At 47.1% G+C, this 19,623-nt stretch carries 19 protein-coding genes; 8 read left to right on the top strand and 11 right to left on the bottom strand.

Features of this window, described 5'->3' with window-relative positions:
- Nucleotides 1–296: 296 nt before the first annotated feature.
- Nucleotides 297–626: a divalent-cation tolerance protein CutA gene (gene cutA, locus PGW97_RS19855; RefSeq protein ID WP_273860533.1), complete on the bottom strand. Its 330-nt coding sequence runs from the start codon at nucleotides 624–626 to the stop codon at nucleotides 297–299.
- 217 nt (nucleotides 627–843) lie between these two features.
- Nucleotides 844–2,892: an alpha-amylase family glycosyl hydrolase gene (locus tag PGW97_RS19850; RefSeq protein ID WP_273860626.1), complete on the bottom strand. Its 2,049-nt coding sequence runs from the start codon at nucleotides 2,890–2,892 to the stop codon at nucleotides 844–846.
- Between the two features lie 643 nt (nucleotides 2,893–3,535).
- Here PGW97_RS19850 and PGW97_RS19845 point away from each other — a divergent pair.
- Nucleotides 3,536–3,886 carry a hypothetical protein gene (locus PGW97_RS19845; protein ID WP_217392376.1) on the top strand — a complete coding sequence of 117 codons (351 nt, stop codon included), beginning with the start codon at nucleotides 3,536–3,538 and terminating at the stop codon, nucleotides 3,884–3,886.
- 285 nt (nucleotides 3,887–4,171) lie between these two features.
- Here PGW97_RS19845 and PGW97_RS19840 read toward each other — a convergent pair whose 3' ends face one another.
- Nucleotides 4,172–5,233, bottom strand: coding sequence for an alpha/beta hydrolase fold domain-containing protein (locus tag PGW97_RS19840; protein WP_273860532.1), 1,062 nt, complete (start codon nucleotides 5,231–5,233; stop codon nucleotides 4,172–4,174).
- A gap of 398 nt (nucleotides 5,234–5,631) precedes the next feature.
- Between PGW97_RS19840 and PGW97_RS19835 the strand changes: the two genes are divergently transcribed.
- Both PGW97_RS19835 and PGW97_RS19830 read left to right on the top strand, forming a co-directional pair.
- Complete coding sequence (locus PGW97_RS19835) at nucleotides 5,632–6,564, top strand: LysR family transcriptional regulator (protein WP_273860531.1); 933 nt, start codon at nucleotides 5,632–5,634, stop codon at nucleotides 6,562–6,564.
- 124 nt (nucleotides 6,565–6,688) lie between these two features.
- Nucleotides 6,689–7,642 (top strand): DUF2860 family protein, encoded by a 954-nt coding sequence (locus tag PGW97_RS19830; RefSeq protein ID WP_273860530.1) that lies wholly within the window; start codon nucleotides 6,689–6,691, stop codon nucleotides 7,640–7,642.
- 174 nt (nucleotides 7,643–7,816) lie between these two features.
- Here PGW97_RS19830 and PGW97_RS19825 read toward each other — a convergent pair whose 3' ends face one another.
- The 4 genes from PGW97_RS19825 to PGW97_RS19810 form a co-directional block, all read right to left on the bottom strand.
- Nucleotides 7,817–8,323: a DinB family protein gene (locus PGW97_RS19825; protein ID WP_273860529.1), complete on the bottom strand. Its 507-nt coding sequence runs from the start codon at nucleotides 8,321–8,323 to the stop codon at nucleotides 7,817–7,819.
- Between the two features lie 289 nt (nucleotides 8,324–8,612).
- Nucleotides 8,613–9,152 (bottom strand): GNAT family N-acetyltransferase, encoded by a 540-nt coding sequence (locus tag PGW97_RS19820; RefSeq protein WP_273860528.1) that lies wholly within the window; start codon nucleotides 9,150–9,152, stop codon nucleotides 8,613–8,615.
- Between the two features lie 106 nt (nucleotides 9,153–9,258).
- Entirely contained in the window at nucleotides 9,259–9,822 is a 564-nt protein-coding gene (locus tag PGW97_RS19815; protein WP_273860527.1) for a GNAT family N-acetyltransferase, read from the bottom strand.
- Nucleotides 9,823–9,974: 152 nt separating this feature from the next.
- Nucleotides 9,975–10,877 carry an AraC family transcriptional regulator gene (locus PGW97_RS19810; protein WP_273860526.1) on the bottom strand — a complete coding sequence of 301 codons (903 nt, stop codon included), beginning with the start codon at nucleotides 10,875–10,877 and terminating at the stop codon, nucleotides 9,975–9,977.
- Nucleotides 10,878–10,955: 78 nt separating this feature from the next.
- On the opposite strand from PGW97_RS19810, the gene PGW97_RS19805 reads away from it, so the two are divergent.
- On the top strand, nucleotides 10,956–12,341 hold the full coding sequence (locus PGW97_RS19805) for an MATE family efflux transporter (protein ID WP_273860525.1): 1,386 nt from the start codon (nucleotides 10,956–10,958) through the stop codon (nucleotides 12,339–12,341).
- Between the two features lie 318 nt (nucleotides 12,342–12,659).
- On the opposite strand, the gene PGW97_RS19800 is transcribed toward PGW97_RS19805, so the two are convergent.
- Nucleotides 12,660–13,112: an AraC family transcriptional regulator gene (locus PGW97_RS19800; protein WP_273860524.1), complete on the bottom strand. Its 453-nt coding sequence runs from the start codon at nucleotides 13,110–13,112 to the stop codon at nucleotides 12,660–12,662.
- Nucleotides 13,113–13,191: 79 nt separating this feature from the next.
- Here PGW97_RS19800 and PGW97_RS19795 point away from each other — a divergent pair, with 79 nt between their 5' ends.
- On the top strand, nucleotides 13,192–13,350 hold the full coding sequence (locus PGW97_RS19795) for a hypothetical protein (protein ID WP_157038308.1): 159 nt from the start codon (nucleotides 13,192–13,194) through the stop codon (nucleotides 13,348–13,350).
- Between the two features lie 207 nt (nucleotides 13,351–13,557).
- Nucleotides 13,558–13,980: an Hsp20/alpha crystallin family protein gene (locus PGW97_RS19790; RefSeq protein WP_047884290.1), complete on the top strand. Its 423-nt coding sequence runs from the start codon at nucleotides 13,558–13,560 to the stop codon at nucleotides 13,978–13,980.
- Between the two features lie 284 nt (nucleotides 13,981–14,264).
- Here the strand turns inward: PGW97_RS19790 and PGW97_RS19785 are convergent, their stop codons facing one another.
- Together PGW97_RS19785 and PGW97_RS19780 are read right to left on the bottom strand one after the other, a co-directional pair.
- The gene (locus PGW97_RS19785) at nucleotides 14,265–14,927 is read right to left on the bottom strand and encodes an alpha/beta hydrolase (RefSeq protein WP_273860523.1); all 663 of its coding nucleotides are present in this window, start codon (nucleotides 14,925–14,927) and stop codon (nucleotides 14,265–14,267) included.
- A gap of 333 nt (nucleotides 14,928–15,260) precedes the next feature.
- Complete coding sequence (locus PGW97_RS19780) at nucleotides 15,261–15,725, bottom strand: glycine zipper 2TM domain-containing protein (protein WP_107193922.1); 465 nt, start codon at nucleotides 15,723–15,725, stop codon at nucleotides 15,261–15,263.
- A gap of 408 nt (nucleotides 15,726–16,133) precedes the next feature.
- Between PGW97_RS19780 and PGW97_RS19775 the strand changes: the two genes are divergently transcribed.
- The gene (locus PGW97_RS19775; protein ID WP_273860522.1) at nucleotides 16,134–16,610 is read left to right on the top strand and encodes a hypothetical protein; all 477 of its coding nucleotides are present in this window, start codon (nucleotides 16,134–16,136) and stop codon (nucleotides 16,608–16,610) included.
- An 88-nt stretch (nucleotides 16,611–16,698) separates the two neighbouring features.
- The gene (rodA, locus tag PGW97_RS19770) at nucleotides 16,699–17,784 is read left to right on the top strand and encodes a rod shape-determining protein RodA (RefSeq protein ID WP_047884294.1); all 1,086 of its coding nucleotides are present in this window, start codon (nucleotides 16,699–16,701) and stop codon (nucleotides 17,782–17,784) included.
- A gap of 191 nt (nucleotides 17,785–17,975) precedes the next feature.
- On the opposite strand, the gene PGW97_RS19765 is transcribed toward rodA, so the two are convergent.
- On the bottom strand, nucleotides 17,976–19,598 hold the full coding sequence (locus tag PGW97_RS19765) for a peptide ABC transporter substrate-binding protein (protein WP_443147135.1): 1,623 nt from the start codon (nucleotides 19,596–19,598) through the stop codon (nucleotides 17,976–17,978).
- Nucleotides 19,599–19,623 lie beyond the last annotated feature (25 nt).

The raw sequence follows: 19,623 nt of genomic DNA, 5'->3' as shown, positions 1-19,623 counted from the left end.
TCGGGGCTAAATCTTCTTCTGCTACGTTTTGTCATGTTGTCACCTGTTGGCTTCTGAGGCGATGATATCACCTCTAATCAGGTGGCCAAACTTAGTGTGCCACTACACAATACGTGAAGTTATCCGTACTTTACTAATTTAGAAAAGTCATTGACTCACTTTTGTCCAGAAATGAGATACGTGGTATTAAATGCAAATTGTACGATTAAGCCACACTACAGTAACCAATGGCTGGCCTACTGCCAGCCCTAATAACTCACGCTACTTTTAAGCTTGTACATACCGTACATACTCAATTAGGCAGAACGGCATTCAGCCTGTATCCATGCCAGATAATCAGCATATCCCGCGGTAATCGGCAGCCGTATTATCTCTGGCGTATCGTAATCGTGATTAGCCAGAATATCCGCTTCCACTTGTGGATACAGTGCCTCGGTCGTTTTAATCATCACCAACTTTTCTTTGTCTTTGTTCACTTTCCCCTGCCAGTGATAGTAACTTTCAATCGACTGCACCTGCACACAGGCGGCAAGGCGCTTTTCAATCAACGAGTGAATGATGGACTCACCCACTTCTTCATCAGCAAAGGTCGTCATGACAACACAGTATGGGGAGGAATCACTCATAACATTCTCCATCTAAATTTTGAACAAGAACGAGCTGAAAAGCGCATTAGAGCGTTAGGGATCCGATTGCACTTTTGAGTCCCTTCCAGATAATCACTATTAGCAGTAAAAAACAAACTGGGGCATGTATATGCCCACGGCAAACCAATGAACTAAGGAGGACACCAGGCCCTCCTATTTTATCAATGTGTTAGCTGTGATTTAAATAACGTTTCACTTAGTGTCGATCATTTGATGTCACAGGGCATTTCGATACCATGACCGTTTCAGGTTCACCGGTTACCGAAAATTTCAGACTCCAGACATATTTTCCGCTTTCCGGCAGCGTAACAGCAGTATCTTTACCGTAACCGCCCCGCTTCAGCGTGCCTTCCTCGCCAGCCTTTAATGTCAGTCCATCAGCCGTGAACTGTGGTGTCCAGTCTTTTGCAGCATACTGCATACGATAGGCTCCGGCCTGCTCTTCAATCACTGCCTGATAAACACCGTTACCCTTGTAAGCATACTGGCGATGATCTTTATGCTTCCAGCCAGAATCAGTAAAGTCTCCTACCACATACAAGGTTTCCGATATAGGTCCGGCATCACTGACTGTCGGGTTATCGCATTGCGCCATAAATCCTTGCCCGGACAGGGACGTTTCAGCCTGCGTTGTCACTTTCACACCAGATGCAGCAGGCTTTTCAATGAGAAGAAAACGCGCTTCAAACCCTTTCAGTGGAATGTGGTAGTAACCCTCTTTGGGTTGAAACTGCTTTCCGCTCATCAGATCTGTCAGTACCCCTTCTGAACCGGAGCCAACAACCGGCAGATCAACGGTAGAAGCCGCATCCGTGGTGCTAACGGCGTACAACACAGCTTCATTTATACCTTTATCATTATTGGCCTGTTTATGGTCGATGTATGCTGTTGCCGTCGCTATCAGGTTTGTGCGTTTACCCTGTGACAACGCCGGATGTTTAGCCCGTACAGACATCAGGGCTGACACATACGCTTTCAGATCCTGCTGGCGTTGTTCCAACGTTGCTGTCAGGCCGTCAATCTTCGCGCTGCTGCGCGCGACATGGTCATCGCACAATCCCTGCACGGCACAGTCCTGATAAACCTTCGCGGCATAGTCGGCCACTTCATCCCCAATCTCCTCACCGTAATACAAGGTGATCGGTCCGGTGTAAGCGGCCAGAAATGACAGCGCCGCTTTGTGGCGGGCCCAGTACTGCTCATCGGCTGGTGTCGCTAGATAGCCTCTTTCCAAAAGATCACCGAACCGGACGAGATCATGGTTGCCCAACATCAGATTCGGCTTGGCATGCTCAGGGTATAAACGGTGCAGCGCCATCCCTTCGTTAAGCCACTCTCCGCCTTTGCCGCCATTTCCGTTTTCATTGACGGCAAAAGTCTCGACCAACCGATATCGCACGGGGAAGTCAAACGCAGAACACAGTGCCGGTTGCATATTCGTTCCGTACCCATGTTGAGTAATATAGTTCTCGTTATTCCAGATTTCTGCAACCATATAGCCCAGCGGATGCACTTGCTTACCTTCATGGTTTTGATAGGTCACGGATTGTGAAGCGTCATCGACACTTTTACGAATTTCTCGCCAGGCTTCGGGCGTCACCTGATACGCCTGATCCAGACGCCAGCCATCAATTTTTAATGTTTTAATCCAGTACATAGCCACTTCCTGATAAAACGGCAGGCTTTCCGGATAGCTTACGGGGTTTGATTCGCCAACCGGCAACTTGCCGATTGGTGATGGCACCACATTGCCTTTGTGATGACCAAACACGCCATCAAAAAACACATACATTCCTTTGGCATGGGCTTGATCCACTAAGGTTTTCGCTTGCTCCAGCGTTCCAAATCGGGGAGCAATCGCGAAATAGTTACTGGCAAAATAACCGGTTGCATCCAGACGATCTGCCCAGTGATCTTGCCCCTCCATTGGGATGGACTCAAACACGGGCGTCAGCCAGATCGCATTCATTCCTAAAGACTGTATATAGTCCAGCGAATTGATAATGCCCTGAAGATCACCATGATGGTGGCTGGTACCGTAACCGGTTCCATGACCAACCGCTTTGTCACCATCAACAAAGCTCTCAACCATGATTTGGTAAATGCGAAGATCATCTGCACGGGTCATCATGTCCGGCTGACAGGCGTAAGCCGACGACACCGTTTGTGTCTGTTGAGTAGATGAATCAGGCAACGGTGCCGTTTCAGCCACGCTACAGGTACTCAACGTCGCAGCAATTGTCATTGCGAGCAATGTCGGCGCTTTTGTTCTATTTACAATGTTTTGTTTCACAACCGTGTTCTCCATTATCGCTCATCGCTCAACCGGGTTATCCCTGACTATCCCTCAGCCACTCTTTAACAAGCGCTCGAATATGAGTGTTGAACAGTTTTTGTTATCTCCTAATTTATGCATACCTTTAGCGTGCTGTGACCCTCCTTACCGCCCAGCCTGAAGCGGTTTCTGGGGCATAGAAAGGGGGCGGAGACAAAGGGCGTAGTGGAAACGACACTCAGATGTTCGAAAGCAATGTGCTTTTTTGCCTTTTTCTACGGATTAAGCCAAACAGGGAGGGCTACGAAGCGTGACATGACCAGTTTTTTGGCACCCGTTTAGCAAATTCCCTCATCTCATACTGAGAACCTGCACAAACTGTACCTTCCTCAATTTATCAGTCACTAACATTGTGAAAACACGCACGAATCTGACATTTTCCGTCGTTGGTTGAATCGGTTATCGGCTTCTGGCTAATCTCGGGAACCGTGACTGAGCAACAATTCGTCAGTTGCAGTGATTACTAGGCCGCTTCTGGAAGAAAATAGCTGTGTCACCCATCGTCACTGCTACAATAGCGCCATTACCCCTGAGGACGACTGAGGAAAGAAACATGCAACACGATCAATTCGTGACGTTGGTTAAATCGGCTTGCGAAGCAAACACACTGCCTGAAGCCCTGGATATTCTGAAGAACTGTGAGCACGAAGACGTGGCTGAAGCGGCACAATCCCTGACCGGTCAGTTCAAACTGGCTGAAATTGAGGGCGAGCAACGTATTTACCATGTGTCAATGCAGGAAAACGATGAAGGTCAGGAAGAAGAATACGTTGAGTGGATCATGAACGTTGGTGACGACGTGATCAAATTTGTTGCCTGGTTCTTCTTTGACATGTTCGACATGAAGCAGAAGGATGTTTACCAGGCTGCCGGCCGCACTTATCAGCAGCCAAAACGTCAGTAATGTGACTCCGCGAGCCATTCCAATATCCGGAATGGTCGCAGGTTTCCAAAACAAAATCTGATGCTCTGCGGAGCAGGCAGTTGTCTCAATCGAGAAACGCTATGGCCGGTGTAAATACATATCAGGCCATAGCGTTTTTTCTGGCGCCTCAGTGTTAATCAAGCACGGAAATGAGGAGTTCCATCTCTATGATTCAATATCCAAGTTGGCTGTCCCGATAGTTATCCCTTATCCCTTATCCCCTATTAGCTATCCCCAATTAGGTCTCCCCCATTGCATACTCATCTACTTCACGAGATAGCCGTAAAAAAACTCACTCAGAGCTTGATAATGCTCTTGTGATTCCGGCGTGCTATGAGCGATAGCGTAATCTGCATGTGACTGTCCTTCATACACGTTGAGTTCTGCGACTGAACCGGCCCGTTTAAGCGCTCGATGGAGTCGAACGGTATCGCTCAATAACAAATCCCGAGTACCCGTGATCAGGTAAACGGGCGGGAAATTGTCAAAGCTGCCGTTGATTGGCGACACAACAGGATCGCTATGATGTAACTCACCTACATAGACATCGACCATCGCCGTAGATAAACCACGCCAACTTCCCAAAATATGGTCTAGACCTTCATTGATGAATCGGCTATCTCCTGTCATCGTCATATCGATGCCTGGAGTCCCAATATACAATGCCGCGGGTGTTGGAATTTTCTGCTTATTTAATGCTTGAGTCACCACCAGGCTCAATGAACCGCCCGCTGAAGATCCACCCATGACCATATTTTCAGCTGAGCGCGTTTTCAGCAATTCATTCCACACCTTGATGATATCGTTGCGCGCAGCAGGAGCTGGAAAATCAGGTGCTTTACTATAGTCAATTGCGATTGCAGGGATCTGCATGTGTGTTGCGATCATTGACGCTTCTATTGTTGAAGCCAAGCCACTATTTAACAAGTAAGCACCTCCCTGAATGGCAACCAGCAGTTTATCTTTTAGCTCTGGGGCAACTGTTTTTGGGGTTACCCAATACACATCCACGCCCGCAATCGAGTCTTTCTCTATTGTGACGCCTAACTGCTGAGCAAGCGACTCGGCTCTTTTTATGGCTGTTTTATCCCGAGACTTAATGAATGCGCGCCACTCCTCAGAATTAGATGGAATATTCTCCTGCAGTGCTGTTACATCTGGGGCCGGGACACGGCTGGAAAATGCGTAGAACTCATCACTTACCGCCGACGAAAGAGGAACCGGATACGTAGATAGAGACAAATTATTTTTGTCCACCTTTGCCAATGCACCAGTGCTGACAATACTTGCCGTGATAAGAGAAATAACGATGTGACGTGTTTTCATAGCTTCACCTCTACAGTTTGCAGTTAAAGCACACCTTGCTGGGATAGCCGTAATGTACGCATCACAAATCACCAGGCATATGAATTAGAGAAATTCATATTTGACTGAAGCCTGCGACTTGAAATCGAGAAACCCAGTCACATCGCGGGTTATTTGCTAGGATAAAAAGATGCCACCTATGAGGCTTTATAGATTTAGAACAGTGGCTTACACCCAGTTTTTGTAACTACAGTTTTTTGTAGCTACAGGTTTTTGCAACAAACGTTTTTTTACACCTAAAGCTATTACGAACGCTGGCTAAAAAGCAGAACATATAAGTTCCCAATTTATCAACAACCTCTATTAATGCTCACTTTTTACCCGATCTTAATGCCTCAGAAGGACTCAGAAGCAAACTTATGAAAAATACACTCCAAGACCTCGATTTAAACCTGTTGAAACTACTCAAAGCCGTGGTCGACACCCGCAACACTCATGCGGCAGCAAATCAGTTAGGCATATCTCAAACCAGCGTGAGTCGCGGCCTGGCAAAATTGAAGGATGTTTTCGGCGAACAACTTTTCATTCGCAAGGCTCACGGAGTTGAACCGTCAGAACTTGCTGTAAAATTAGCGGAAGCAAGCGAGCAGATGTTAAACCCTCTGATTAAAGTCATTGAGTCTTACCAGAATTTTGAACCGGCTCAATTTAGTGGTGAGATAAAAATCGCGATGAATATTTTCTTTCTGGAAGTCTACGGAGATGGCATTTTTAACGTGCTACGTCGCGAATTTCCCAATGCCAATTTTAAGCTGGTCTATTGGCAAGAACGATCATTAGCAGAAGTCCTCAATGGTGATATCGACTACCTGATTCATTTTGAAGGCTACCCGCTTCCTCAGGAGATCTATTGTCATACATTGGAAGATGTTGAACTTTGCCTTATTGCAAGAAAGAACCACCCCATTCTCAGCCAGACTTCGGCGTGGGACGCCATCCACCAGCTACCATTAACCCGAGTAATTATCGATGGGATTAACTCTAAGCGCTCACCCGTTGAGGAAGTGTTTTTAGCAAAAGGGTATCAGCCGCGAGTGACGTTGGCCACACACAGTATTCGCGTGCTAATAAATAAACTCTGCCAATCCGATGCGATTATGTTTGGTAGTCACTTTGTGAGTTCAATGGATTCACGCCTTTCTAGCTATCCATTACCCGAGCTACCAAAACAGATGAGACATATACGAATCTGCGGCGGCTTTCTGCAGACTAAACGGGGCTATCCACTCAACCAGAAGCTCCATCAAATTATCCAGTCTTACTTTGATCGTGTCACGCAGCCCAAGGGTTAACTCAGATATAGCAATAATGCATTTCTCTAATTCATCGTTGAGGCACCTCATCCACGATAAACTTCTCAGTAACTTAAGGATCCGGCGCTTTATAATTGCTATAACCTATTGATGAGAAAAACTGATGAACAAGAATCTGACTTGCCTATTTACCCTTCTCTCTCTTTCTACGGCAACAGCACAAGCCGTCGACTTATCGCGCTTTAGAGGTGAGGTTTCTCTCCATACCGGTTATACAAGCACTAATTCCAACCTCGATACAAATGGCCCTAACACACTATCTCGCTTGGATAAAGGCTCGCAAACAAACGATACCTTTATTGCGCCTTTAGGCACCCTCTACTACGCACTGAATGAACAAAACAACCAACGCGTCTATTTAGGTACATCTCGTGATGACTTGGCAGTGGGTACACTCGCCTTTGAAATCGGCTATCAGTATGATTTCAGCAATGGGACAAAATTGGATATTGGCTATTTGCCGACCGTATTATCCGATGAAGTTTGGTCAAACCCTTACCTGATCGGCGAACAGCGTGAGACAACAGATCGTAGTGGGAATGTCTACCGACTAAAATTATCCAACCTAGCGAACAGCGGTATCTCATTTGATATGGCGTATGCAACCTCAGAAATTGATAATGAGATGATTTCAGATTCTTCGCTGCTACGTAAGAGTGATACCTATTACCTCAAAGGCCAGTACCGCTCAATGCTAACGCCTAACTCAGGTTACATCTCAGCGATAAGCCATACAGATCACAATGCTGAAGGAAAAGCGGCCTCATTTAACGAGTATAAAGCTGACCTCAGTTACTTTTATTTGGCTCAAAATTACTCATTGTCATTAACCGGCAGTTACGGTCTGCGTGATTATAATGCAATAAACCCCATTTTTTCTAAACGACGAAGTGATGATATATACCGGGTATTTCTTGCATATGAATATAAAAACCTTCCTGGATGGGATAACTGGAGCGTAACTTCTTTCGCTGGAAGTACTATCACCTCATCCAATATTGATTTTTATAGCAGCGATAGTTACATCGTAACACTTGGTATGAACTACAAATTCTGAGTTTGGTAACGCAAGCTATTGCCGATGATGAGTCAAATAGATCGTTAAGCGGTAACAGAAAACAGAAAACAGAAAAATGAAACGCTGAAAACAACGCGTGCTCTCCCCAAAAAGCAGCGTTATTCGTTAATAAGACTGGCAACATCATATGTGCCAGTCTATTAAATAAAACGCTTATTGTTCGTTGGTCAATTGTCGTCTAGTGGGTTCAGATTGGTGTAGGTAACGAGTGAAAGTGTCTCCCGGGCGTTCAAGGTCGTTTTCAGCGAGTACACGTGATGCCATCCCACGGTGGTTACTCCCGTGCGTCAACAAATGTAATAAGATTTCTTCTACGGTCAGTTGACCAAAACCACCGTCAATAAAGCGAAACGTAATCAGACGGTTTAACTCTTCCTGCGTTACTGACTCCGTAAACTGAACCAGCCAAGCGTCGTTTTCTTCGATAACCTGGCGCAATTCAGCCAGCGTAGGTGTTTCCACGGTATTATCCGATTGATACTTTTCAGGCTCACCTGAAATACGGCTAATGAATAAACTATCGACAACAGTGGTATGATTCAAAATTCGAAGAAAGAAAGTGGCATCCTTTTCAGGTAACTGGGAAAACTGACGCTCGCCAAACATTAATAACTCATCATTGGCCCATTTTTTATATTGGAACGCTTTCGAAAATTGCACCTTTACTTCTCCATTTTTATTATTTCAAGACGATGTGTGAAATAAACACCAGATAATCCCCTATCTCATCGTCCCTAGTGGTAAATCTTCATTTTACAGACTCATTTTATAGATACTTATCGGATACTGACGAGCCTGAATGCCAGCACACGACAATCAGTCACACGACAATCAATCACAAGGCAACTCGGATAAGCAGATACTCAGCAAAAAACAAAGTAACGCATGAATCATTTCTACTCATCAAAAATGGCAACATCATACGCTGACAGTCCTCATGGGCCGTTTGTTATACCAGAACTTCTCGTTGCATCAACCGGGCATCAGCACCATAGCTTTCGCAGACACTAATATCGACAGGTGTAAAGCCATGCTTCTGCCAAAATAAGCGAGAATTCTGAACCGCAACTAACCGTATTTTTTTATAGCCTGAAAGCGCTGAGACTTTGACCAAATGGTTTATTAGTTTTGAGCCAATACCTTTTCCAAGTGCAGCATCAGCAACAGCCAAGTCATGAAGAAACATAATATTGCATTTCGTTGCCTCGGGCAGTTTCTGAAATAATTTAGGTGGCTGATCCTTATTCCAGGCATGCGCTAACAAATACCCCATTAATTGCTCACCATCTCGATAAATAAAACAGCTTGACGGGGACCTTGACCATTTATCTTTCAGCACATCCAGACTTTCAGGTTCAACAAGGAGATACGCTTTTTCTTGCAGGCTGAGGATTTCTGGCCATGTTGTTTCCACTATGGGTTGTATTGGCATGATCATGTACTCATAGTCTGCATTGAGCCAAATAGAAATATCACCTTTAATCAGCATTCGTCTAGCCAATCACTCAGTATTCATCACACTGTTCCTACTGCAAAATCGCCTTTAACAATCCATTCCCTCTAACTTCCATCTGATGTGATGACGTTTACGAACATTAGGTAACAGCTTGGCTCTTATGTATTTGATGTATTGGCTTTGCCATCATGGTTTCCGAGATCGACTCGCCGTCAATTCGGTACTGATCGGTCACCTCACCGATAACGACAAATCCATTTTTAAGATACAAATTCAGTGCAGGAAGATTGTCTGACAATACGCAGAGGTCAATCCAGTCAATCGTCTGGCTTGTAGTGCAAAATTGGCTGACGACTTCAATCAGCTTTGACCCGACGCCCTGCTTACGACAACTGTGGTGAACGCCCATCCCCAGCAGGACCCGATGCAAACAGCTATCGTCTCCATGCCGACGTAAATCGATATGGCCTTTAATGCGCCCGCTCTCATCTTTTGCCAGCCAGAGTTTGCGCCATGCGGCATCACTCTGATCAACTTCATTACCCTGTAGGAATCGCAGCTTTAAATCCTGAGATACATCACACTGTCCCTTTGGGAGCGGCTGGAACAGTGGTACATCACCGACACCATTTTCTGATAGTTGATCCTTCAGATAACTGAAAAACAGTTCAAAATCAGTATGCTGAGCTTCAACAATTTCCATATTTTCTTTCCTTGTAGACTCTGATTTTTGTTTCGATGTTTTCTTTATCTTTGTCTTTGTCTTCGTGATTCACAGTACTTGTTGCTGTTTGTGTCTCAATAACCTATTGCGATTTAAGAGTCGAAGCAGGTCAACTCCGTTAGCCGATGATATTACGGCTGGAAAATACGTTTTCGATATTCTCGCGGCGAGCATCCGTGATACTGCCGAAAGCGGTGTGTGAAATTAAACGGGTCCTGATAGCCAAGACGCTGAGAAATCACACCAATCGGCCACTCTTTATAACGCAGTAAAGCTAACGCTTTTTCCATCCTCAGGGCGATAAGGCGCTGTTGAGTTGAGCAGCCGTATAGCTGTTTGGTGACGCGGTTCAATTGTTCGGTACTGAGGTAACAACGCTCCGCAATCCCTTTCACCGTCCAGTTCAGATGAAGCTGAGACTCAATCTCATTGAAAACACTTTGCACCCGCAGCACAGTACTGGTCGGGGCAAGCGTAGCCGTCCCCAATAACAAGCGTGACAATTCACTGGCGTATAATGTTCGGTAGCCTGCCCGTCCGCCAATTTCGCTATGAAGCAATTGCATCAGCGACCAAATCTGTTCGCACCGTCCGCTCTGCTCCACTCGCTGGCCATGAGCGGTTAACGGTAACCATTTATCCTTGATGTCGAGCAGAATCCACGCCATTTTCCAGTGGTTGACCTGCTCATCGAGCTCAAACCGAAATGGCAATCCAGCCGGTAAAATGGTGACAGTATGCGGCCCCAGCACGTACTCAAAATCAGTCGTGGTGAGTTTTCCTTTCCCTTCCAGTGTACATAACAACGTATGGCAGGTTTTGACCGATCGTTCGACATGATAGCCCTCTGCCAGTTCCGCCAGCCCGGCCATGAAAAAACCATTAATGCCCAGCTCAGGTATTTCTGCCTGTGTTAGAAAACGCTCTTTACAGGCTTCTGCAAGAAAGACATCTTCTACCCACTCATGTTTTGGTTCTACCAGACGTTTTCCCTGCGTGACAGATTCACACAGCTTTTCAGGCATTTCTAACATGTCGCTTATACCCCTGATTCGCTATAGTTGCCTCCACTTACAGCCGTAATGTCCCTGCTGTTTGACCGGAGAAAAACAATGACAACAACAGACTCAAAACAGTCCGTACTGCCGCCGGGTTTGTTTGGCAAAATCACCCGGCTGGCTTTCCCTGTCGCCATTCAAAGTGCCCTTGTTGCTATTCTGGCACTGGCCGACGTCCTGATGGTGAGTGATTTAGGCCAATCCGCTACGGCGGCGGTCGGCATCGCCTCGAAATGGCATTTTGTGGCCATAATGATCATGGCTGGGCTCGCTGGCGCGAACGGCGTACTGGTTTCCCAATACTGGGGCCAGAATGACAAAGTGCATGCGAAAACAGTGACCTTGCAGGCCATGAAATTTGGCTGCGCGATCATGGTACCGGTTACGATCATAATCACCGTGTTCGCGCTTCAGATCATGCAGCTTCAAACCAATGATTCTGATGTCATTTTTCAGGGTGCGCAATACCTTTGGTACAGCTTTCCAGTATTAATTCTGACGCATATCATTATTACGGCTGAATCGAGTATGCGTGCCAGCGGTGATGCCTTTATGCCACTGCTACTGGCTACAGTGACGATTGCTCTGAATATTTGCCTGAACTTTCTGTTTATTAAGGGTGGCTGGGGAATCCCTGCCATGGGCGTTGCCGGTGCTGCATTAGCAACGACCATTTCAAGATTTGCACAGGTTTTGATGATTTGGGGAGTCTTGGCCTACCGCCGTCACTGGCTATTGGTCAGCCGGGCTATTCCTCGCCATCAGACCCTCTGGTACACCTACCGCAAACTGGCAATTCCTCAGGCTCTGGGCAGCCTGTTATGGGCTGTGGGAACCCTGACGTATCAGATCGTTTTTGGTCATATGGGTACCACAGAATTGGCGGTATTCAGCATGCTGGGGCCATTTGAAGGACTGTTGTTCTCCATCTTCATGGGAATATCCGTCGCTTGCTCCGTATTGATCGGGCACTCCCTTGGCCGCAATGAATTTGATCAGGCACAGGCGATGACAAAATTCTTTATCAAGTTCGTATTAATCCTCGGTATGGGTATCGGTTTTTGCCTGTTTATCAACCGGGAATTTGTGCTTCACTGGCTTAACCTGGACAACGACGAACTGCTGGCCTATTCGTCCCCAGCGATGATTGTGATTAGTCTTGGTATCAGCCTCAAAATGATGAACATGGTCATTATCAACGCCATTTTGCGAGCTGGTGGTGAAAATATGTTTTGTCTGCGGATGGATTTTATCGCCATGTGGATGGTCGGTATTCCGGTGACCACCTACGGCGCGTTTATCGGGCAATGGGACTTTGGCTGGGTGTATCTGGCCATGCTATCCGAAGAAGTCGTTAAGCTCTGGCTCTGTTTTAACCGTTATCTGAAAAAGCGCTGGATGAACAACCTGACAGTTCAGCCTCAGCCCGCTTCGGTGTAACGAGGAAAACCTGACTACTGAGCCCGACATGTGCCTGAAGCTCTGTCTTGCAATGCCTCAGGCGGTTTTACAACAAAACAAACGAGTTGATACTTCGCTCTGCCCAGGTTCTCGTTCTGGTCATCATTGTGGTTATCGTTGCGGTTATGTTATCTGCAACCGTGACCACAACGAACATAGAGCGCCAGTCGAAAGCGGGGGCAGAATATCGCATCGCATAATGTCGGATTCTGGCTCGCTTTACTGCGTTTATTCTCCGTTTACCTCTCATCCGTCATTGCATCGTAACAACGGCTAACATGGCAGAGTGTCAGATCTTCATCGATCTTTTACTGGCCAGTAAAAACCGACATCTGCGACCTGCGTTTCCAGATCATAACTGTGGTAAAGCTCGAAGCATGGCCTGTCATCAGAAAGAAAGCCAGCCTCTTTTACCTGTTTACCCAGTCGGTGCCACTCTATCGGGTATTCGTCTTTGTGCTTGATGATTTTTCTGACCAGGCAATATCGCCCTTCCGGCAGAGTTTGGATACCAATTTCAGCGGTTCCTTCCGTCCCCACAGGGACTGTCAGGCACAAATCGGTCCGACACTCAGCGGCCGGGATCTTGTCCGGATCGTCGTGATACAAAAACAGACACTGTCCATTTTGCAAGCCATGCTCGCCTGCCCACTGAAAAAGCTGATCCAGTGGTTGATCATAATTTTCGCCGTAAGGGCCTGTTACCCGTATAAAGGCCAGCGTTTTCCGGGATATCGTTTCCGTTTTCATCTCACCACCTGTCAATCGTTCAACTACACTCATCAAGTAATGTCATTGATTACTGTGGCCCTGCCACTAAGGTTAGCCCATGTTTGATTGGCTAAAGAACCTCATCCATCCAAAACCTTCCGATTCAGATACTCTTCGCGACGAACAGTCAGACACACCTGATGAGCTTCGTGAACGTGGAGAGAAGTATGCGAAAGGCAGTCCTGCCGATGCTGATTCCGACGGTGGGGATGAATAGTCCCTCTTGCGAATCGTTTTTAAACTCCTTAAAGACAGTGTTGCCGCTGAGTAGCAAAAGGCTGATGATGCAGAAGTTGATTTACATCAATCGACCCTGAGTTTTAAAGTCACAGCCTTCATTCAGGCTCTACACTTTTATTGGCCGACCTTAGTGGTCATTCAACAAGTAAATACCGCGTCATGGTTCAAACAGAGGGAGGCGTCTATGAGCTTAGTCCCACGTGATTCTTGGTTCGACTTTTCTCAAATGTTTGATCATGCCTTTCCGACTCTGAGGCATAGGTTTGACAATGATGTCTGCTCACCAAGAATCAATCTCATTGAAAAAGAGGATGGATTCGAGATTACGGCGGATCTGCCCGGCGTGAAAAAAGACGATATTAATGTTCAGCTCGCGAATGGTTCATTAATGATTGAGGCCACCAGCAAGCGAAACGAAGAACAAGAAAAAAATGGCAAAGTGATCCGTCAGGAGAGATACGAAGGGAAATTCATGCGGAGTTTCTATCTGGGGCAGAACGTTAAGGAAGATGATGTTCACGCCAGCTTTACCGATGGCGTATTGACCATTCAGGTACCCAAAGTGGAAGCTTCACTGCCTGATTCAAAGCGGATAGACATTAAATAGTCGTCAAACAGTTAGTGTCGAATTGAGAGGGAAAAATCTGACACGGAATGTTTTAGCGAGAAAATCAGATAGCCAGGCGTCATTAGAGCCAGATTATCTGTTTTGTTCAGCTGCTACTCTTTCTGTCAGTCGTCGCGAGAATAACTGCGACACACAGCCTGCCATCATCAGCAGGCTGTTTTTCTGTCCGTAACCAAATTCAGGCACCAAGATCTTGGTGTTAAATGTCTCAGTGAAAAGATCCTTGCGCCAATATCATTCCGAAACACGGTGAATTTGTTCGTTTACAAATCCAATTTTTTACGCAGCCAGGCGGCAATGTCCTTTATCTGTTCATAACAAACCTGATGTTCCATTGGATAGACTCGCCATTCTGGACTTAAGCCGAGTTTTTTCAATGCTTTGACTGCATCGTATCCCATCATAGGATAAACCACAGGGTCAAATTCCCCGTGCATCACTTCTACTGGCAAAGCCTGATTTGCCGGGTTAAGAGCAATGTCATCGGCGGTCGGGAAATAGGTGGATAACGTCAGTAACCCACCCAACGTTTTAGGATAAGTCAACGCTGTATGGTACGCCACTGCCCCGCCCTGAGAGAAGCCGGCTAAGATGATCCGCTCACTGGCAATACCACACGCAATTTCATGATCAACCATACGAGCGATATCCTGAGCAGAACGAACCAACTGCTCGCGATTCAGCTTTCTGCCTGCTCCCATTTCCAGGATGTCGTACCATGCAGGCATCACCATTCCGGCATTGATAGTCACCGGAATCGACGGCGAATGCGGGAAAATAAATCGAACGGGGGCTGATTCCGGTAAGCCCAACTCTGGCAACAGCGCTTCAAAGTCATGTCCGTTAGAGCCAAGTCCGTGTAACCAAATCACAGAAGCGGTTGCAGCCACTTTGGGCTCAACGACCACAGAGGATAATCGCGTCATAAGTCCTTCTTTCTTAGTACCTTTGGCTAAACATAACGAATTAAAAAGGCCGTTACCATCAGTAACGGCCAAATTTCTGATTTAAATCTGTCAAATTGCAGAGCCTGTGATTCGCACTCAATGATACGGCCGGGCTAAAACATCCCTGCTCAGCATGGACGAATGCCACTTGTTACTGGCGGCCAAAATCCAACAAAGTTGTCAGAAGAAAGAAATCCAAGCCCGTTAATCTGAGCAAAGTAACTCAAAGCAAAGCAACTCAAAGCAAAGTTGCCTAAAACAAAGTAGCCCAAGCAAATACTACATGTACAAAGACTCAGGCATGGGCAGGCATCACATAGGCACGACCCGCGCATTCCGGCCATCAATGTTCACACGCACTTTTTGACCAACCCGAAACATCATGTTCGGGTTTGCTTCCTGAACGATAGCAATGGTCTCACCGTTGTCGTCCATTTTAATGGTCAGGTTAACACCGTTACGACGACTGACCCCTTCAGCGGCTTTAGAGCCGGCATAACCACCCAGTACACCCCCACCAATGGCCGCGATATCAGAGCCAGAGCCCCCACCTATCTTGGACCCCAGAATACCACCCACTGCTGCACCTGCCAGGGCACCGACCAGTTGGCCTTCACCTTCGATCGAAACCGGTTCTGTCTTCACAATTGTGCCATATCGTACCTGCTGAATGGTACGGGTATCTGCCACGCCGTATGAGTCCCCGTAAGGGTTACTTGAACAACCGATCACCCCCACTAAGGCTATACAAATGCAAAGCAAAATGTGTCGCATCATAGTGCCTCTCATATCATTAACTTTTGTGATGGTTTAATTATAGGTGCAGAAATCAGGTAGACGGCGCAACGCAGGTAAAGCTGAGTCAACTTATGCAAAACCAGGTAAAGCGGAGGTGATACTGCCTTCTTCGCATCCAGCATGAGGTTCCTACATAAGAATCCAGCATGGAACCCTAATGTACACACTGGCAAGTTTCAGCTCATGTCCGAAACCGTCCAGACTTCTACTCATTAGTATTGGTCAGTCTGTGACCAGTTCTTTCAGAAAAGTGTGATTTTGTCGGTTTTATGATTGCAATTTTATGTTGAGTCGTTACTTTACGTCGTCGATATCATCAAGCTGAACGCAGGTTCAGTTTCAACAATAACACTTTCATCAGCCGGAACAGGGATCTGACCGCAAACCATGAACAGACTATTTTCAAAACAACAATGGCTTTCAATGCTGTTTTGTCTGTCACTGGTTTCTCTGTCAGCCTATATCAGTCACCTTGCACTGCCCGGTTATGATTTTGTCGGCCATCACCCGACCATTGATTCAGAGCTGACTGAACTTCGCCGACAGGAAGAGTCACGCCGTCAACAAGATACTTCTGCGCTTTCTGAACAGCACGCAGACTTTGGCTGGCTTTCTCAGCCAATTACTCCACCGTCTCAGCCTGTCTTCAGTGATTTTCGTGCCCCCTCTTTCTCTGATTCGGAAAGCGCACCACTGCTGGAGTGTCGACGCACTCGTACGATGCAATGGCGCCTGGCGGCAAGCAAAGTGGTCCTGATCCCTGAAATCCTGCATCCGCATTTGATAGATAACCATCACCTGGGCGGCTGGAAGAGCTCTAACCTCCAGTTCCGACACCGGGACTGGCGTTTCACCACAACATAACGATTCATTTTTCTCAACCAATACGGTTAACACTGCGCTGACTTCATTGACAGAGCAGCACTATTTCTCTTTTTTATTGAAAATCATTATGTTGCGATATAAACCAAGAATTGACTATCCGCTTTTTTTTGCTGTTTCACTGGTGATGCTGCTCGGCAGCCTGACGGTCTGGAGTGCCAGCGGCTTCAGTGAACCCATGATGGAGCGTCATTTAATGCGCGCCCTCACCGCTATCATTTGCATGGTCGTGATGTCATCAATCCCGCCACGTAAATACCAGCATGCGGCACCCTATCTGTATGGCGTTGCCGTTGTACTCTTGCTGGGGGTTATTGTCATGGGTGACAGTACTAACGGCTCGCAACGCTGGCTGGCTCTAGGCCCTATCCGGTTTCAGCCCTCCGAGTTAGTGAAAGTTGCGATCCCGATGATGGTTGCCTGGATGCTGGTGGTCGATGCCGGTCGCCCGGACAGCCGTAAAATCCTCACTTGCCTACTCATTGCGGGTATTCCAGCCGGGCTGATTTTCATTCAACCGGATCTGGACGGGGCTATTTTCACCATGATTTACGCCCTGTTTGTCCTCTATTTCGCAGGCATGAGCTGGAAAATCATCGGTGGTTTTCTGGGGGCTATCGCCACGACTGTCCCGCTGCTGTGGTTTTTTGTTATGGAAGCCTACCAGAAAAAACGGGTCACCCAGTTTCTGGACCCGGAATCTGACCCACTCGGTGCCGGTTACCAGATTATCCAGTCCCTGATAGCCATTGGCTCGGGTGGTGTTCGCGGTAAAGGGTGGACACATGCCACTCAAGGCCACCTTGGTTTTATTCCGGAGAGCCATACCGACTTTATCTTCTCAACATACGCAGAAGAATGGGGATTCTTCGGGAGCGTATTGCTGTTAGGTCTGTATCTGTTTATCACGGGGCGGGTCATCTGGCTGGCGAGTCAGTGTGAGTTTCCGTTCAATCGCCTGGTAAGTGGTGCACTGGCGCTAAGCTTTTTCCTGTATGCCTTTATCAACATGGGCATGGTCAGCGGCGTATTACCTGTCATGGGGAGCCCACTGCCATTTTTCAGTTATGGGGGCACCGCGATGATCACTCAGGGGGTCTGTTTCGGTATCGTCATGTCACTGTGCCTGTATCGTCCTTACAAGGAACAAAAATAAGACGGATTCATTGGACTCCAGATTCCTCCAGTTATAGGAATAACAGATACAGGATTCATCAATACTGCAGTCCTAAAAAAAGCGCGGCAATGAAGCCGCGCTTTTTGTTACCCAAGAAGCTTTTTGTTATCCAAGAAGCTTTTTGTCACCCAAGAAATTGAAACGTTTTTGCATTCCGTAGAGACAGCCTGTTAAGGCTGGACAAAAAACATATCCTTCGCGTAGATGTTGCCTTTCGGGTTATTGACAGGAAAGCCTTTCAGGTTCGCTTTTACCAAGCGCGTATGGTTGTAGTGATACAGCGGAATAATCGGAGCATCTTCGCCCAGCAATGCTTCTGCCTGATGGTAAAGCTGATAACGTTCAGCCTGATCACCGGCTTTGGCTGCCTTAGTCAGTAGATCATCAAACTTCTGGTTACAATAACCGGTTTCATTACTGACATGGCCACAGGTGAAACTGCTGAGTACCGCAGAAGGTTCGGCAAAATCACCAAACGCAAACGAGCGCGCTACGGTAAAGTCACCGGCACTTTTCGCCGCCAGATACGCGTTCCATTCCATGTTATTCAACTCAACCTTCACACCCAGTTGTTTCCACATCGAGGCAATGGCTAAAGCAATTTTCTTGTGATTTTCACTGGTGTTGTAAGTCAGCGTCAGGGTCAATGGCTTGTCTTTACCAAAACCTGCCTTTGCCAGCAAAGCTTGCGCCTGTGTCAGCCGCTCTTTTCTGTCCAATTCAGTGAAGGATGGCAACGCAGCGGCATAGCCGGCAATGATGTCTGGCACAACAGAATAAGCGGCAGGCTCACCCTGACCGGTCACTTTATCCACCAGCAGATCACGGTCAATTACCATGCTCAGTGCACGCCGGACATCGGCGTTATCGAATGGTACCGTGCGCGTGTTAAACGCATAAACGTAGGAACCCAACAAACGCAGTGCCTGAATCTGCTCCGGGCTTTCCTTGATCAACTTTTGATAGTATTCAAGCTGCACACGGTTAGTCATGTGAATTTCGCCCGCCTGATAACGGGTCAGTTCAGCGTTTTGTGATGACAGCGCCAGGTAGGTCACACCATCAATGACCGTTTTATCATTGTCGCGATAGTGACGGTTACGTTCAACTTCCACTTTCTCATTCGGCACCCACTGCTTAAGTACATAGGCGCCGTTCGAGACAAAATGCGCTGCCCGCGTCCAGCTGTCACCATATTTTTCAACAGTGGTACGTGGCACCGGGAAGAACGTTTTGATGCTCATCATGCTGATGAAATAAGGGGTCGGCTGTGACAGCGTCACGATGAGCGTGCGATCATCTGGGGCCTGAATACCCAGCGTATCTGGTGCTTTTTCACCGGCAAGGATAGCGTCAGCGTTCAGCACGTTGGCCGTTTTAATGTTGATGCCGGTGGCATTACCGGTTTTATTGTCGACAGCACGTTGCCAGGCATAAACAAAATCGTGCGCTGTCAGTGGTGTGCCGTCAGACCAGAGCAGATTGTCACGAAGGGTAAATGAAACGGTTCTTCCATCATCCGAGATATGCCAGGACTCCGCCTGTCCCGGAATGGTTTCGCCCTGCAAATTTTCGATTACCAGACCTTCAAACAGATCATTGACGATCACATCCCCTGGCCCGCCTGATTCCACAAAACCGGGATCAACCGTTTTAGGTTCAGCACCGTTTGCACGGACCAGATGTTGTGATTTAGCGAGTACAGTGCCTGATGGCACTTCTGCGGCGGTAACTGTTGTGGCGGGAAGAGTAACGGCAAGCGCTATCGCCGTCGAAAGCAGCAATTTTTTCACAGCAAATTCCTTTTCGTCACGTCAC

The sequence above is a fragment of the Photobacterium sp. GSS17 genome, from assembly GCF_028621875.1.
Taxonomy (GTDB): domain Bacteria; phylum Pseudomonadota; class Gammaproteobacteria; order Enterobacterales; family Vibrionaceae; genus Photobacterium; species Photobacterium ganghwense.
This window is presented reverse-complemented; position numbering and strand designations above follow the sequence as displayed.

Bases quoted from the DNA above. Each gene is read 5' to 3' on its own strand.
- PGW97_RS19775 (WP_273860522.1), top strand. From the start codon at position 16,134: ATGAACAGACTATTTTCAAAACAACAATGGCTTTCAATGCTGTTTTGT.
- PGW97_RS19805 (WP_273860525.1), top strand. From the start codon at position 10,956: ATGACAACAACAGACTCAAAACAGTCCGTACTGCCGCCGGGTTTGTTT.
- PGW97_RS19815 (WP_273860527.1), bottom strand. From the start codon at position 9,822: ATGGAAATTGTTGAAGCTCAGCATACTGATTTTGAACTGTTTTTCAGT.
- PGW97_RS19780 (WP_107193922.1), bottom strand. From the start codon at position 15,725: ATGATGCGACACATTTTGCTTTGCATTTGTATAGCCTTAGTGGGGGTG.
- PGW97_RS19830 (WP_273860530.1), top strand. From the start codon at position 6,689: ATGAACAAGAATCTGACTTGCCTATTTACCCTTCTCTCTCTTTCTACG.
- PGW97_RS19790 (WP_047884290.1), top strand. From the start codon at position 13,558: ATGAGCTTAGTCCCACGTGATTCTTGGTTCGACTTTTCTCAAATGTTT.
- PGW97_RS19785 (WP_273860523.1), bottom strand. From the start codon at position 14,927: ATGACGCGATTATCCTCTGTGGTCGTTGAGCCCAAAGTGGCTGCAACC.
- cutA (WP_273860533.1), bottom strand. From the start codon at position 626: ATGAGTGATTCCTCCCCATACTGTGTTGTCATGACGACCTTTGCTGAT.
- rodA (WP_047884294.1), top strand. From the start codon at position 16,699: ATGTTGCGATATAAACCAAGAATTGACTATCCGCTTTTTTTTGCTGTT.
- PGW97_RS19850 (WP_273860626.1), bottom strand. From the start codon at position 2,892: ATGACAATTGCTGCGACGTTGAGTACCTGTAGCGTGGCTGAAACGGCA.
- PGW97_RS19840 (WP_273860532.1), bottom strand. From the start codon at position 5,233: ATGAAAACACGTCACATCGTTATTTCTCTTATCACGGCAAGTATTGTC.
- PGW97_RS19820 (WP_273860528.1), bottom strand. From the start codon at position 9,152: ATGCTGATTAAAGGTGATATTTCTATTTGGCTCAATGCAGACTATGAG.
- PGW97_RS19800 (WP_273860524.1), bottom strand. From the start codon at position 13,112: ATGAAAACGGAAACGATATCCCGGAAAACGCTGGCCTTTATACGGGTA.
- PGW97_RS19795 (WP_157038308.1), top strand. From the start codon at position 13,192: ATGTTTGATTGGCTAAAGAACCTCATCCATCCAAAACCTTCCGATTCA.
- PGW97_RS19810 (WP_273860526.1), bottom strand. From the start codon at position 10,877: ATGTTAGAAATGCCTGAAAAGCTGTGTGAATCTGTCACGCAGGGAAAA.
- PGW97_RS19845 (WP_217392376.1), top strand. From the start codon at position 3,536: ATGCAACACGATCAATTCGTGACGTTGGTTAAATCGGCTTGCGAAGCA.
- PGW97_RS19835 (WP_273860531.1), top strand. From the start codon at position 5,632: ATGAAAAATACACTCCAAGACCTCGATTTAAACCTGTTGAAACTACTC.